The following is a 13,881-nucleotide window of genomic DNA, read 5'->3' as shown; positions in this document are numbered from 1 at the left end:
ACAGAGTCTATCAGCTATGAGGGGGAGTGCGATTCATGAAAAAAGGGAAAGCGATACTGGTCATGACGCTGATTGCGGCGGCCGTATTCGGAGCTGTTTATTACGGCATTAATTTGACCTCCAACTTGGGCAAATCCCAGGCTCAGGTGTCTACGGAGGATGCGGGCAAAAGGCTCGAAAAGCTGTACAGTAAAATCGCGGTTACGGTAGCCGAACCGATAAAGGGACAGATTGACCTTGATCCGGTGTCGATTGCCGACTCGCTGCCGGATATCTCCAAGTTCCCGGTTTCTGTTGAAAATGCAACAGGCAATTATGTGGAAATTTTTTCTTCGACTGAAAAATCGGGTACCGGCGTTGACGGCTGGCTGAATGAAGTTGCGGAGGAGTTTAACAAAGCGGGCATTACGGTAAACGGCAATCCGGTTTCCGTTAAAATTCGCAATATTGCTTCCGGCACGGCAGCTGATTTCATTCGGTCCGGAAAATATGTCCCGGATGCGTTTACGCCTTCCAATGAGCTATGGGGAGAGATGGTTAAGGCTGAGGGCATTCCGGCAGAGCTTATTTCCAAAAGATTGGTTGGCAACGTAACCGGCGTCGTGGCTACCAAAGCGAAATACGACGAGCTGATGGAGAAATACGGCTCGATGAACATCAAAACCTTGACCGACGCTATTGCCGCCAATGAGCTTGCAATGGGATACACAGACCCCTTCGCAAGTTCGACCGGTCTTAACTTCCTTGTTACGGCGCTTTCAACCTTTGACAGCTCCGATCTGTTAGGGGAAACAGCGATTGCGGGTTTTGAGAAGTTCCAGGCCAATGTTCCGTTTATCGCATCTACGACGCTTCAAATGCGCGATGCCGCCAAAACGGGCATGCTGGACGCATTTGTTCTGGAGTACCAGACTTATGTCAATGCAGCCGATCTCAAAACCGGCTATGTCTTTACCCCGTTTGGCGTAAGACATGACAGTCCTCTGTACGCGCTTGGCGATTTGCCGCAGGAGAAAATCGATATTTTGAAGGAGTTTGCGGCTTTTGTGGCGGGCGACAAGTATCAGAAGCTGGGAACGGATAAAGGATTTAACGGGCTGGAGGATTATTCCCCTGAGCTGGTAGCTCCTGAAGGCGCCACTTTGGCGGCGGCCCAGAAGCTGTGGAAAGAGAAAAAAGACGGCAACAAGCCGATCGCGGCGGTATTTGTCGCTGACGTCTCCGGAAGCATGGGGGGAGAGCCGCTTAACCGCTTGAAGGAATCCCTGCTGAAGGGGCAGAAATATTTGGGAAGAGACAACCGCATCGGGTTTGTATCGTATTCCAGCAACGTCGCGATCAACTTGCCTATCGGCACATACGACGCGAACCAGCAATCCATGTTTGTTGGAGCGATCAACAGCCTGCAGGCCGGCGGCGGGACCGCAACCTTTGACGGCATAGTGGTCGCCATGAAAATGCTGCAGGATGAATTAGCCGCCGATCCAAGTGTGAGGCCGCTTATCTTCGTATTGAGCGATGGCGAAACGAATGAAGGAAATTCGCTTAACGATATCCGCAGCTTGATCGAAACCTACAAGATTCCGGTCTACACAATTGGCTACAACGCCAACATCAAAGCGCTTCAAAGCATTTCCAGCATTAATGAAGCGGCAAGCATCAATGCGGACACTGACGACGTCGTCTACAAAATCGGCAATTTGCTGAATGTACAAATGTAACTAATCGAAGGAGGGGCTGCAATGTCTTTTACAATGGAAGTGGTAAGTCCTGAAAAAATCAAAACGGCTATACAGGAAGAGGTAAAGCCGGATACGGAGGAAATGACCCAGCTTAAGCAACTTGCGGCGGGCAATGTTGCTTCCATACTGGAGCTGGATGTAAATTCACTTGAGAAACGCAGGGAAATTCTTCAATCCATTGATAGCTTTGGGTTGAATACCATGCGTACCTCCTCGGAAAAAAATTCGTTGCTTCAAGTTTCCGTAGGCAATCTATCCAAGACGGGCGACGAAGGCGGAGCAGTGGCCAAAGGGTTGACGGAGCTGAATCTTCAGCTTAAGGATCTGGACCCCAGCGTCATCGATTTTGCCAAATCGGGATTCCTGGGAAAACTGTTTAATCCGCTTCGTAATTATTTTGCCAAATATCAGCGCGCGGACACGGTCATTACGGATATTATCGTCTCTCTGGACAAAGGAAAAACCGTGCTGCGCAACGATAATACGACGTTGGAATTCGAGCAGCAGGCGCTGCGCGAGCTGACAAAAAAGCTGGAGAAGGAAATTCAGCTTGGCACGCTGATGGATACGGAAATCGAATCCCAGATCGAAGCAGCCCGGCTGCGCAATGAAACCTCCGACAAAATTCAGTTCATTACGGAGGAAGTGTTGTTCCCGCTGCGCCAGCGCGTAATGGATATGCAGCAGATGATGGTTGTGAACCAGCAGGGCATTATGGCGCTTGAGGTGGTCATGCGCAACAACAAGGAATTGATTCGCGGCGTTGACCGCGCCCGCAACGTAACGGTTTCCGCTCTGCGTATCGCTGTAACGGTAGCGAGCGCCCTATACAACCAGCAAATCGTGCTCAAAAAAATTGAAATGCTCAACAAAACAACGGATACGCTTATTAGCGGAACCTCTCGTATGCTGAAGGAGCAAGGTGCTGCGATCCACAAGCAGTCCCTGGAGTCCAGCATTTCCGTCGATACGCTTAAGCAAGCTTTTACGGACGTGCTGTCCGCATTTGAATCCATCAGCACCTACAAGCAGGAAGCTTTACCGAGGATGCGGGATACCATCATCCAATTCAGAGAGTTGGCGGATACGGGCGAAGCCCAGATCTTGCGTCTGGAAAAGGGCAAAAAGCTGGGACTTTAGAGAAAAAACGGCTCCTCCATCGTGGGTGCTTATTTGCTCAATTAGATAGGTTAAGTTTTGATTGGCATATATGGGAGACGCCCTGGCAGGGCGTCTTGCCATGTCCGGGTTGGACAAGTATGAAATGAAGGTTTGCTTAACTATACTCTGCGAGGTGAAGAAATGGTGCATAGTGCGGAATTAGTGTTGGATGTCAAAAGCAAATTGGGTGAAGGGCCTCTTTGGCTGGCTGATCAAGAAATGTTGGCTTGGGTCGATATTGAAGGTTGTTGTATTGAATTTCTCCAGCCGAAGACGGGCGAACGACGGAGTATTCCGGTTGGCGCGCGGATAGGAGCTGTGGTGGAATCGGAGGATGGGCGGCTGGTTTGCGCCCTGCAGAACGGCTTGCATTATTTGGACCCTGAAACCGGGCAGCTTGAATTTATTGGAGACCCTGAACAGGACCTGGAGGGCAATCGATTTAATGACGGTAAATGCGACCCCGCCGGACGTTTCTGGGCGGGCACGATGCCTATAAGCGGTTCAGAGGCTGCCGGTTCGCTCTACATGCTGGATACGGATGGGGAAATACATAGGAAGGTACAAGATATTCGCTGCTCCAACGGCTTGGGGTGGAGTATGGACGGAACCGAAATGTATTACATTGATACACCTACTCAGCGGATTGATGTCTTCCATTATGACAGCGCTACCGGAAAAATAAGTGAACGGCGTCCCTTGGTGGAAGTGCCATCGGAGCTTGGTTTTCCGGACGGCATGACAGTAGATGCGGAGGGCAAAATATGGCTGGCCCACTGGGGCGGCTCCTGCATTACCCGTTGGGACCCGGCAACCGGGCAGCAGTTGGATAAGGTAGAGCTTCCCGTTTCGCAGGTTACTTCATGCGCGTTTGGCGGCAAAAATCTGGACGTGCTGTACATTACCTCCGCAAGAGTGGGGCTTAGCGAAGAACGGTTAAAGAATGAACCCTTGGCCGGTGGCGTTTTTGCCTATGTGCCCGGTGTAAAAGGACGGCTAGCTTCGCGTTATAACGGCAAATAAGGCTTCGCGGTAGCAATAAGTTGGCGCTTATCCCGTCGCAAGGAGCTGACCCGGCAGACTAAGGCAGTGCGATGGAATTAAGCGACTATATGCGCAGTGAAAAATGCGCAACGCAAAACAAGCGGCCCCCCAAAAAGGTTTGCCGCTTGTTTTTGTGTGCCTATTGCAATGCGGAAGGGCATTGCTTAGGGGTTTAGTCTTGCTTGCTTTTATTTTTCTCCAGTTCCTTGCGTACGATTGGGGCCACCTTTGTGCCCAGAAGCTCGATGGAACGCAATACCTCGCGATGAGGCATGGCTCCTACATCAACATGGTGGAAGAAGCGGGTAAGGCCCAGGTTTTTGTGGAGCAGAACGATTTTTTCGGCAACGTATTCTGGATCGCCCAGATACAACGCTCCGCGCAAGCTGCGGGAAGAATCGAACGCCGCCCGGTCATAATGCGGCCAGCCGCGCTCGCGGCCAATCGTATTGAGCTGAACTTGGTGATACGGGAAGTACAGGTCTGCCGCTTCCTCCGTCGTGTCGGCGATAAAGCCGTGGGAGTGTGTAGCGATTTGCAGCTTCTCAGGATCATGTCCGGCTTGCTGAGCTGCTTTTTTGTACAGGTCAACTAATTGGGCAAATCTTTCCGGCATACCTCCGATGATGGCGAATACGATAGGAAGCCCCAGCGTACCTGCACGAATAGCGGATTCAGGGTTGCCGCCGCTTGCGATCCATACGGGCAGCTGTTCCTGAACGGAGCGTGGATAAACGCCACGATTATTAATAGCAGGACGATGGCCTCCGGACCAGGTCACCTTTTCATTATCCCGAATCTTAAGCAATAGCTCCAAATTTTGTTCAAACAATTCATCATAATGATCAAGGCTATAGCCGAATAAAGGGAAGGATTCGATAAAAGAACCACGTCCCGCCATAATTTCCGCGCGCCCGTTCGAGATACCGTCCAATGTTGCGTAGTTTTGGTACACGCGGACAGGATCTGCCGAGGACAGTACAGTTACGGCGCTGGACAGCTTGATCTTGCTAGTGCGAGCGGCTGCAGCCGCCAATACGATTTCCGGTGAGCTTGCTGCATAATCTTCACGATGATGCTCGCCTATACCATAAACGTCAAGACCGACTTGATCGGCCAGAACAATTTCTTCTACTGCGTTACGCAAGCGTTCTGCATGGCTGATACGCTCCCCTGTAACGGGATGGGGTGTCGTTTCCAAAAACGTGCTAATGCCAATTTCCAACATTATTGCCGCCTCCTTTTGTTGTTTTCATTCTACTATAAAATATAATGTAAATCAATATTAGTAAGTGAAATAATCTAACTTACTTCTTTTCTTGAGCAATTCATTCATCCTGAGACTCCAAGTGCGGATGGAATAACTTCTGTCCTTTGCACGGCGCCAACTCGCTTACCATAACTTTGGTAGTCTGGCGAAGGTGTTCTAAAGCATTATTCAGGCAATCAAAACGGCATATTTCTTCCCTTCTGAATTGCTCGGCATTCATTTTGGATTCGTCTATTTCATCGACATACGTAAAATAAATGCCATTCCATTTTTGCACAGCGACGGAAGACCAGATTGTCTGGCCATTATCTGCAAAGGTTAGCGTGCTGCCTAATTGCTTTCCTTCCTCAATCCATTTTGTTAGTTTGTTCATTTCAGCCAAATTTCTACCCTCCAAGGAAACGTTCATTATACGTAATCAATGTAATATTCGTTATCCGCAAGGAATTGCCTTAAAAAGGCTTCTAATGAAGGTGCAATTTGTGTGCCAAAATAAAAAATGCCTCCATTTTCCGACGATAAACTGATAGTCAGATAAACGCCTTCATTCACCTCGAAAAAAATTAGCTGATCTTTATCTTCGTAAATATCGTCGAGATCAGGATCAAATTCATAATGCCCTTCCCGCAAATTGATATCCGCTAAGGCAGCAGGGCTAAGTAGCCTGTTGATGGCATTGATGCTTTGACCTTTGATGAGCCCGTATCCTATATCAAGATAAAAAGCTCGAAGCTCGTCCGGAAATGCAGTACCCATTCTTTTTTCCGTGTTTAAAATAGCTTCTTCCGTCAATTCGTAGAAGATGTGTCCTTTATTCAACATAAATTGATAGTTCACTATTAATCTCCTCCTCTTGGAAATAGTTGGACTGCTATGATTCATTCATTATAGCAAAAGGCGAACGCTTAGAATGTTCTGAAAGAACGTTGCTTCGTAAGCCTATGCTTTTCTCCGGAATCATTCTAATGGGGCATCAAATGGACAAGGAACCGCAAAACTGGTATAGTTTCCGTGACAGACTTATGCTGTCCGGAATTAGCGATTGCATCGTAATAATCGGGCAGGCGGGAAACATTCATTATTGATAACGATTTCAGGCGGGAGTGTTGAATAGTTATGAGAAGGTACAATATCTGGCGTCCGATTATGCTGATAGCAGTGGCGGTGCTGACAAATAGCCTTGTAACGAATCTATGTATGGTTCTGGGGATGGAGCGGGATGCAGCCTCGAATATTGGTTTCGTAGCCATGATTGCAGCGGCGTTCATTATGTTTAGCCGGTTTCAAAAAAAACGGAAATAAGTTGGGGCTCTATATAAGTTGAAGAAAAGAGTTTCCGCAGTGTGGGTCGGCGTATGAAAAGTTCTTCCGATCGCTGTTGTTCCCAGATTTCCCTGAATCATAGGGGCTAATGGTGAAATCCGGGAACAAAGGCGAGCGCTACGCTTCTCCAGAACCATTCACACTCTGACCTGTTGCTACTCTTATTTTGTTCAACCTATATAGAAAGTGCTGCCTCAGGCAATGGGAAGAGACGATTGCTCTTCCTTTTCTGGGGTAGCGCTTTTTTTTTTGCGTTGGCTTGTTTTGGAAGAAATTTTCCTGTATTCTTATACATAGATATCCGATGCATAGAGTTATGATGTAAAGAAAGAGAGGTTAAGCATGAAAATCAACAAGGAGTTAATGAAAGGAAGCACGGTTATTTTGATCCTCTCGCTGTTGGATCGAAAGGACATGTACGGCTACGAGATGACAAAGCAAATCGAGCTCAAATCAAATGGCGTATTTGCGCTTAAGGAAGGGACGTTGTACCCCATCCTGCATACACTCGAGGCAGATCGGATGGTGGAGGCGTATTGGAGCGAGGAGGGCGCAAGGAAGCGGAAGTATTACCGGATTACAGATGCGGGCCGCAGAGGGCTTAAGGAAAAAGAAGCGGAATGGAACTTGTTCAGCACGACGGTTAATCGGGTGATCGGGGAGGGCGGGTTATGACGGAACGCCATCTTCAGAATCCCCTAGTCGTACAGTTTCTGGATGACGTTTGCTTTGAAATAAAGGCCAAGGAAATGCATGACGATATCAGGGAGGAATTGCTGGGGCATCTGGATGATCGGATAGAGCAGCTTGTTGAGACAGATGGCAAAAGCGAAGAAGAAGCTGTACGCGAAGCTATAAAACAAATGGGAAGTCCTTCAGTTATTGGCGAGGGTCTTCATGCGGTACATCGACCAAAAACGGATTGGGGCCTGCTGCTCCTTGTTGGAGCCATGGTTGTGATTGCAATTGTATCGCTGCTAACGCTCAAACTTTCCTATGCTGATTATAGATGGCCGTTTCCTATTGTAACAAAAGCCATTATTGGGACTGCCGGTATCGTGACTATGCTGACTTTAGCCCTTTTAAATTACAGGAAGCTTCTCCGTTTATCCACTGCATTGTACATTCTGACGATTGGGTTGATGTTTACAGGCTCGGTATTTGGAATGGAGATGAATGGCAGCAGAGAATGGATTATTGTTGGCTCTGTCGGTTTTAACGTGAACGCAATGGCTCCTTATTTTCTTATTATTGCGGCTGCCGGTATGCTTTACCGCCAAAAAAACCACCATAAAGTCAAAAAGCTAACGGCAGAGATGATGCTTTTACTTAAGGAACTGGTTCTTTTTGTATTGCTGCCCGGCTTTTTCTTTGCGTCAGCTCCTTCGTTAGCCTCAATGTTGATTTATGCATTAGGACTAACGGTTTTACTTGCTGCCTCGGGGAGATTTAAACTGATTCTGGCCATGGGCGGAAGTTTGGCGGTGTTAACGGTGAACTTGCTATGGTTTCAAGACGGACGATTTATGTATATCGGAAGCAGGCTAACGAGCTTCCTTCGTCTCGATACGGATGCCGGATACGCAACAAAACAATCCATCGAGGCCATTACTTCGGCAGGAATGTGGGGGGAAGGCTGGGGCATTCCGTCTGCAAATATCACCGTGCCTTACTTCTCCAGTGAAATGCTGTTTCCTTATCTGGTTCAAAGTCTAGGTTGGGTATTTGGAGCGGCCATCATTGTCATTGTACTTTTGTTTACGGCTAGAATAATAAAGACAGGGATGCGATTGCAGGACGGATATGCGAAATTGCTGACAATTGGTTTAGCTGGCTTATTTGGCGTACAGTTTGCATGGAACATCGTGATGTGCCTTGGCCTCCTGCCAATTATGGGCTTTTCGCTGCCATTAATCAGTTGGAGCCCCATCTCGCTTGTGGAGTTTGCGGCATTAGGGCTGTTGCTATCCATTTTCCGGAGAAAAGACATGATGCCCACTACCTTACATCGGGAGCCCGCCTGAAGCTGCCTGGGCATCGAAAGACTTCCCCGACAGTTTCGGGCAGACCAGTCCGCCTTTAGTAGGAGACGCCTTGCCCCGACAATGCAGCGGGCAGGGCGTTTTTGCCATCCCCGGCAACTGGCGATTGTGGTTGCGACACCCTTGCTTTGCACAGGGCCGAGCATTCGCGGAAGGCGTATTGGCTGCAGCCGCCGCAAGCATCACGGTCCAACTGCTGCAGCGCAAAATCGATGGCTTCGCCAGTATGCAAAAACAAATGGTCTTCGCCGATATGCTCCAATAACCCCGTGCTCCTCAGCAGCTTGAGCGGCTGTTCTCTTACGCCGGACAGGAGCAGCATGCCGCCATTGGCAGCGAGACGTTTGGACAAACGTTCAAGATCGGCTTCACCTGTCAAATCGATAAAAGGAACCTTGCCCATGCGAAGGAGCAAAATCTTCGGCATCGGTTCCATTTTTGTTGAAACGGCCTCTTCAAAGCTCCCCGACGCTCCGAAAAATAGGGGCCCATCGATGGTGAAGATGCCAATCTGCGGACAATCCCGTACACCCCCTACCATCCCCGAAAGCACTTGCTTCAGCCTTGAGTCCTGGTCCGGCAATACTTTATGAATCAAAAGCGAGCGGCCCGATCTCCGGACATGCAGCACCAGCGCGATCAGCAACCCGGCGGCTACCGCTGTGGTCAGTTCCGTGAATACGGTCAGCAACAGCGTAACGAGCAGCACAAGGGTGTCGCTGGACCGCGCCTTCAGCATGCGAGCGACCTCCTTGCGTTCGGACATATTCCAGGCAACAAGCATCAAAATTGGAGCCATGCCGGACAGAGGAATATGGGAGGCGAGAGGAGCAAACAGCACCACCACCAGCAGGACAACAATTCCATGGATAATGCCGGACATGGGCGAGACAGCGCCGTTTTTGATATTGGTTGCCGTTCTGGCAATGGCCCCTGTCGCAGGGATTCCGCCAAAAAACGGAGTCACCATATTGGCTATCCCCTGCCCAACCAGCTCGCGATTGCTATTATGGCGGCCACCCGCCATGCCATCCGCAACTACGGCAGACAACAAGGATTCGATGCCTCCCAGCATAGCGATAATAAAGGCAGGCTGGAGGAGCGATAGAAGCCGCTCTGCGGTAACTTCAGGAATTCTGAACTGGGGCAGCGAACCTGATATTTCACCAAATGAAGAGCCGATCGTCGCCACTTCGCCATTGAAAAAAAGCGCCGCAACAACGGTAGATACCGCAAGTCCAGCCAACGAAGACGGAATTCGCGGCCATATTCGGGGCAAAATCAGCAAAACAGCGAGACATACTCCCCCGGTAACGAGGCTATAGAGATTAAGCGTGCCGACATGCCTGCCAATCTCGGCCATATTGGGCAAAAACCGTTCATGCTTTTCGATGCCGCTTAATCCCAAAAAGTTAGCGATTTGGCCGCTGAAGATCAAGATGGCGATACCCGCCGTAAACCCGATGGTGACGGGCCTTGGGATGTACCGGATTAAGCTGCCAAGCCGCAGCAGGCCGATCACCACCAGCATGCAGCCGGCCATAAACCCGGCAATCAGCAGATTTTCATAGCCGTATTGCAAAATAATGCCTAATAACACGGGAATAAACGCTCCCGTTGGTCCGCCAATTTGAAAGCGGGAGCCTCCGAACAAGGAGATCAGGATGCCGGCGATAATTGTCGTATATAGGCCGTATTCCGGTTTCACCCCCGATGCTATGGCAAATCCCATACCTAACGGGATAGCAATAATCCCGACAATTAAGCCGGAGATCGCGTCCTTGCGAAACGCGGCCCCATGATATCCTTGAAATCTTCCGCTCCATTTCATGATTGCAACCTTCTATTCTTCATAATATTTGATTATTTGAATATATAGATTAAATTACTCCTAAGGATACGGAATGTCAAAGACAATACAATGCGGCTTTTGGTCAAAAAGGCCTGAATAAACAAAATAAACAAGGTGTTCCGCAACATTGCTTACGGAAGCCCTTGTTTGGTGGTAATCACGATTCGCCGCGCATTTCTTCAAGCAGCGAGATGGCGTCAACGAGATGGTTGTCGAATATTTGCTTGGCTACGGCAAGCAGGTCCTTGATCAGAGGGTCGCGAAGCGAATAGATAACGTTGGTGCCCTCTTTGATGCCGCTGACTACATTTTTATTGCGCAGCACCGACAATTGCTGGGACACGGCGGAACCTTCCGAGCCAAGAATGGCCTGCAGCTCGTTGACGTTCCGGTCGCCTTCGCTAAGCACCTCCAGAATGCGGATGCGCATGGGATGCGCCAGCGCTTTAAAAAAATCGGCCTTGAACTGCTGGATATTGTTATTTTGCCCCATAACGCCTACTCTCCCGACTTTTAAACTTCTGAATATATAAATATCATATCACAATAGATGGATGCGGGGCATCCCAAACCAGAAGTCTTCGTATTTGGCTATTGTTTCGTCCAGCCAGCGTGATGCCATGCTTCCTCTCGCATACATGAAGATAAAAAAATCGCAATTCTCAGGATAGAGCGGCCTGAAAATTGCGATTTTGCACTTATACAAACAAGGTTGCGATCACTTCAGCCAGCGGCTGCTGCGGACGTCCAAGCAATTTCTCCAGATCATTGCTTTCAACGGACAAAGCGCCTTCGCGCATAGCAGTTTGGAAGCCGGTAACGAATGCCGCCGCGCCTTCCGGCAGGCCCAGGCCAATCAGCATTTCCGCATAAGCGGCGTCATCCACGTTTTGAACTTGAACGTCCTTGCCCAATACGCCGGATACGATAGAGCCTAGTTCATCGTAGCTGATAAGCTTGCCGGATAGTTCGTAAATGGCGTTTTCGTGTCCTTCGCCTGTCAGAACCGCCGTAGCGGCATGAGCGTAATCACGGCGGGCAGCCCAGCCGATTGTAGCTGTGCCTGTGGCATGGACGATCGGAGCGCCTTGAGCCACTGCTTTGATGCTGTCTGCGTCATTTTCGATATACCAGTTGTTGCGAAGTATGGCATAAGGAAGGCCGGATGCCTGAATGTAAGCCTCGGTTGCTTTATGGTCGGCCGCAAGGCTTAGCGAGCTGTTAGCCGCATTGACGACGCTGGTGTAAACGATAAATGAGACACCGGCTTTTTTGGCCGCATCAATTGCATTTTTATGCTGTTGCAGTCGTTCAGCATCCGTTCCGGAAATAATGAGAAGCCGCTCTACACCCGCAAAAGCTTTCTCTAATGAATCAGGGTTGCTGTAATCGCCCTGACGTACATCTACGCCTTTTGCTTTCAAATGCTCGGCCTTATCCGGATTGCGAACGCTAACCGCTACTTGCTCCGCGGGCACCAGCTCAAGCAATCTCTCCACAACCAACGCGCCTAATTGACCTGTTGCTCCAGTTACCAAAATACTCATTTTAAATTCCTCCCAAAAGGTAATAGTGTAAATGAAAATAGTTATAACCATTTTGATTACAACGAGGGCTAAAAAAATGCTCATTCAGTTGCATGCTCAAAAGGTCCGGTTACCGAACGTTTTGAACAGCCTCTTATGAACAACTTTTTATTTGGATCTTAGCCTATCCGGTCTGCTCCATCATTCAATGCTTTCATTCTCCGGCGTCTTGGAGGAACTGTCAAGCTCGGCATGGGCCGCATCCATCATTTGTTTAATCGTCGTTTGGCTCAGGCGCTGCTCCATGGCCTGCTGGGCTTCAGCAAGCTCGCGGCGCAGGGAGTTTTCCATTGTTCTTCCCACGGGACATGCCGGATTGGGATGCTTATGAAAATTGAACAATTGGCTGTCTTCGATAACGCCTACCGCCCGGTAAACATCCAGCAGCGTAATAGCCTCCGGCTCCTTCAGCAAAAAAGAGCCTCCGATACCGGGGCGCACCTGAATCAGTCCCGCTTTTTTGAGCATGGATATAATGCGTCGGATAATGACCGGATTGGTATTTGCGCTGCGGGCGATGGTATCGCCGGTGCATTCCGAGGGCATGATTGCAATCAGGGAAAGCGTATGGACAGCTAGAGAAAACCGGCTGCTGATTTGTTTCATCGCAATCACCACCGTTGTAATCAGTTTAGTTCTAACGAATTGGAATGTCAATCGAATCTTTTGGGTCATAAATATTATGTTATATTAAATAACATGAATCGTTATTTTGGTTGCGAATTTTAGATGATCTTGTCGAATTTTAGGATTTTAATAAGTTATGAACCTGATAAACTGAAGCTACATTCAAATAAGGGGTGGACACAATGAAAAAATGGTTAAGCATGTCAATTATCATGACGTTGATGATTTCTTTGCTAGTGGCTTGCGGCGGTGGGAAAACGGAAGACGGAGGAAGCAAAAGCTCTAACAAACTGGTTGTCTATACGCCTAACAGCGAAGCCATGATTAATGCGCTGATCCCGGCATTCGAGAAACAGACGGGAATTTCCGTCGAGCTGGTTTCTGCGGGCAGCGGAGAGCTGATCAAACGGATTCAATCCGAAAAAAGCAATCCCTATGCCGACATCATGTTTGGCGGCGCTTTTGCCCTATTTAATGACAATGCCGATCTGTTTCAGGAATATGTGTCTGCCAACGACAAGGATTTGCTGGAAGGACACCACAATACAAGCGGCATCATGACCTCCTATGTATCTGACGGAAGCGTGCTGCTGGTTAACACCAATCTGGCGGGCGATCTCGAAATTAATGGATATGCCGATCTGCTAAAGCCGGAGCTGAAGGGGAAAATCGCGATGGCTGACCCGGCCAATTCAAGCTCCGCATTTGCTCAATTAACGAATATGCTCCTCGCTATGGGCGGCGATTATACCTCCGACGCAGGCTGGGATTATGTAGCGGCGCTGCTGGAGAACCTGGATGGCAAAATTGCGGGAGGCTCCAGCAAAGCGCATAAAAGCGTAGCAGATGGAGAATACGTCGTAGCTCTGACTTATGAAGATCCCGCGGTTAGCTATGTAAGAGACGGCGCGCCAGTCAAGGTGGTTTATCCCAAGGAAGGCGCCGTGTTCCTGGATGCGGTAGCGGGTATCGTAAAAGGCTCCAAAAACGAAGAAAACGCCAAAAAATTTATTGATTATCTGATTTCCAAAGAGGGACAGGACGCTTTGGGACAAGAAACAACGAACCGCCCGCTTCGTGCCGATGCCGCAATCGCCGACTTTATGACGCCAATGTCCGACATCGCCGTTCTTGAAGAGGATGTAGCTTACGTGGCGGAAAACAAGGCATCTATCATCGAACGATACACCGAGCTGTTCACCAGCATTGCGGAGTAACGCGGTAAACATTACAG

The 13,881-nt window shown here is 49.0% G+C and carries 14 protein-coding genes; 7 read left to right on the top strand and 7 right to left on the bottom strand.

All coding sequences use genetic code 11. The features are described from left to right. Positions 1 to 35 precede the first annotated feature (35 nt). The 3 genes from ACX93W_RS14010 (at position 36) to ACX93W_RS14000 (ending at position 3,926) form a co-directional block, all read left to right on the top strand. Complete coding sequence (locus ACX93W_RS14010; RefSeq protein WP_459393002.1) at positions 36 to 1,721, top strand: vWA domain-containing protein; 1,686 nt, start codon at positions 36 to 38, stop codon at positions 1,719 to 1,721. Between the two features lie 21 nt (positions 1,722 to 1,742). Then, positions 1,743 to 2,882, top strand: coding sequence for a toxic anion resistance protein (locus tag ACX93W_RS14005; RefSeq protein ID WP_459393001.1), 1,140 nt, complete (start codon positions 1,743 to 1,745; stop codon positions 2,880 to 2,882). A gap of 162 nt (positions 2,883 to 3,044) precedes the next feature. Beyond that, positions 3,045 to 3,926 (top strand): SMP-30/gluconolactonase/LRE family protein, encoded by an 882-nt coding sequence (locus tag ACX93W_RS14000; protein ID WP_459393000.1) that lies wholly within the window; start codon positions 3,045 to 3,047, stop codon positions 3,924 to 3,926. 193 nt (positions 3,927 to 4,119) lie between these two features. Here the strand turns inward: ACX93W_RS14000 and ACX93W_RS13995 are convergent, their stop codons facing one another. The 3 genes from ACX93W_RS13995 to ACX93W_RS13985 form a co-directional block, all read right to left on the bottom strand. Continuing rightward, entirely contained in the window at positions 4,120 to 5,175 is a 1,056-nt protein-coding gene (locus ACX93W_RS13995) for an LLM class flavin-dependent oxidoreductase (protein WP_459392999.1), read from the bottom strand. Between the two features lie 100 nt (positions 5,176 to 5,275). Further along, a complete protein-coding gene (locus tag ACX93W_RS13990; protein WP_459392998.1) occupies positions 5,276 to 5,599 on the bottom strand; it encodes a hypothetical protein in 324 nt (107 codons plus the stop codon). 26 nt (positions 5,600 to 5,625) lie between these two features. Next, positions 5,626 to 6,057 carry an SMI1/KNR4 family protein gene (locus ACX93W_RS13985; RefSeq protein ID WP_459393158.1) on the bottom strand — a complete coding sequence of 144 codons (432 nt, stop codon included), beginning with the start codon at positions 6,055 to 6,057 and terminating at the stop codon, positions 5,626 to 5,628. 276 nt (positions 6,058 to 6,333) lie between these two features. On the opposite strand from ACX93W_RS13985, the gene ACX93W_RS13980 reads away from it, so the two are divergent. From ACX93W_RS13980 to ACX93W_RS13970, 3 genes are all read left to right on the top strand, one after another. Continuing rightward, positions 6,334 to 6,519 (top strand): hypothetical protein, encoded by a 186-nt coding sequence (locus ACX93W_RS13980; RefSeq protein ID WP_459392997.1) that lies wholly within the window; start codon positions 6,334 to 6,336, stop codon positions 6,517 to 6,519. 363 nt (positions 6,520 to 6,882) lie between these two features. Beyond that, the gene (locus ACX93W_RS13975; RefSeq protein ID WP_459392996.1) at positions 6,883 to 7,215 is read left to right on the top strand and encodes a PadR family transcriptional regulator; all 333 of its coding nucleotides are present in this window, start codon (positions 6,883 to 6,885) and stop codon (positions 7,213 to 7,215) included. Further along, positions 7,212 to 8,564, top strand: a complete 1,353-nt coding sequence (locus ACX93W_RS13970) for an FtsW/RodA/SpoVE family cell cycle protein (RefSeq protein ID WP_459392995.1) — start codon at positions 7,212 to 7,214, stop codon at positions 8,562 to 8,564. The genes ACX93W_RS13975 and ACX93W_RS13970 overlap by 4 nt, the downstream gene beginning before the upstream one ends. 55 nt (positions 8,565 to 8,619) lie before the next feature. Here the strand turns inward: ACX93W_RS13970 and ACX93W_RS13965 are convergent, their stop codons facing one another. From ACX93W_RS13965 to ACX93W_RS13950, 4 genes are all read right to left on the bottom strand, one after another. Next, a complete protein-coding gene (locus tag ACX93W_RS13965; RefSeq protein WP_459392994.1) occupies positions 8,620 to 10,413 on the bottom strand; it encodes a SulP family inorganic anion transporter in 1,794 nt (597 codons plus the stop codon). A 178-nt stretch (positions 10,414 to 10,591) separates the two neighbouring features. After that, on the bottom strand, positions 10,592 to 10,927 hold the full coding sequence (locus ACX93W_RS13960; RefSeq protein WP_459392993.1) for an ArsR/SmtB family transcription factor: 336 nt from the start codon (positions 10,925 to 10,927) through the stop codon (positions 10,592 to 10,594). A gap of 205 nt (positions 10,928 to 11,132) precedes the next feature. Next, complete coding sequence (locus ACX93W_RS13955) at positions 11,133 to 11,981, bottom strand: SDR family oxidoreductase (protein ID WP_459392992.1); 849 nt, start codon at positions 11,979 to 11,981, stop codon at positions 11,133 to 11,135. Between the two features lie 180 nt (positions 11,982 to 12,161). Further along, positions 12,162 to 12,626 (bottom strand): Rrf2 family transcriptional regulator, encoded by a 465-nt coding sequence (locus tag ACX93W_RS13950; RefSeq protein ID WP_459392991.1) that lies wholly within the window; start codon positions 12,624 to 12,626, stop codon positions 12,162 to 12,164. A gap of 203 nt (positions 12,627 to 12,829) precedes the next feature. On the opposite strand from ACX93W_RS13950, the gene ACX93W_RS13945 reads away from it, so the two are divergent. Continuing rightward, positions 12,830 to 13,864, top strand: a complete 1,035-nt coding sequence (locus tag ACX93W_RS13945; protein WP_459392990.1) for an ABC transporter substrate-binding protein — start codon at positions 12,830 to 12,832, stop codon at positions 13,862 to 13,864. Positions 13,865 to 13,881: the final 17 nt, after the last annotated feature.

The sequence above is a fragment of the Paenibacillus sp. CAU 1782 genome (genome assembly GCF_054551715.1).
This window is presented reverse-complemented; position numbering and strand designations above follow the sequence as displayed.

Excerpts from the sequence above, each read along its gene's own strand:
- ACX93W_RS14010 (WP_459393002.1), top strand. The coding sequence starts at position 36 with ATGAAAAAAGGGAAAGCGATACTGGTCATGACGCTGATTGCGGCGGCC.
- ACX93W_RS14005 (WP_459393001.1), top strand. The coding sequence starts at position 1,743 with ATGTCTTTTACAATGGAAGTGGTAAGTCCTGAAAAAATCAAAACGGCT.
- ACX93W_RS14000 (WP_459393000.1), top strand. The coding sequence starts at position 3,045 with ATGGTGCATAGTGCGGAATTAGTGTTGGATGTCAAAAGCAAATTGGGT.
- ACX93W_RS13995 (WP_459392999.1), bottom strand. The coding sequence starts at position 5,175 with ATGTTGGAAATTGGCATTAGCACGTTTTTGGAAACGACACCCCATCCC.
- ACX93W_RS13980 (WP_459392997.1), top strand. The coding sequence starts at position 6,334 with ATGAGAAGGTACAATATCTGGCGTCCGATTATGCTGATAGCAGTGGCG.
- ACX93W_RS13975 (WP_459392996.1), top strand. The coding sequence starts at position 6,883 with ATGAAAATCAACAAGGAGTTAATGAAAGGAAGCACGGTTATTTTGATC.
- ACX93W_RS13970 (WP_459392995.1), top strand. The coding sequence starts at position 7,212 with ATGACGGAACGCCATCTTCAGAATCCCCTAGTCGTACAGTTTCTGGAT.
- ACX93W_RS13965 (WP_459392994.1), bottom strand. The coding sequence starts at position 10,413 with ATGAAATGGAGCGGAAGATTTCAAGGATATCATGGGGCCGCGTTTCGC.
- ACX93W_RS13960 (WP_459392993.1), bottom strand. The coding sequence starts at position 10,927 with ATGGGGCAAAATAACAATATCCAGCAGTTCAAGGCCGATTTTTTTAAA.
- ACX93W_RS13955 (WP_459392992.1), bottom strand. The coding sequence starts at position 11,981 with ATGAGTATTTTGGTAACTGGAGCAACAGGTCAATTAGGCGCGTTGGTT.
- ACX93W_RS13950 (WP_459392991.1), bottom strand. The coding sequence starts at position 12,626 with ATGAAACAAATCAGCAGCCGGTTTTCTCTAGCTGTCCATACGCTTTCC.
- ACX93W_RS13945 (WP_459392990.1), top strand. The coding sequence starts at position 12,830 with ATGAAAAAATGGTTAAGCATGTCAATTATCATGACGTTGATGATTTCT.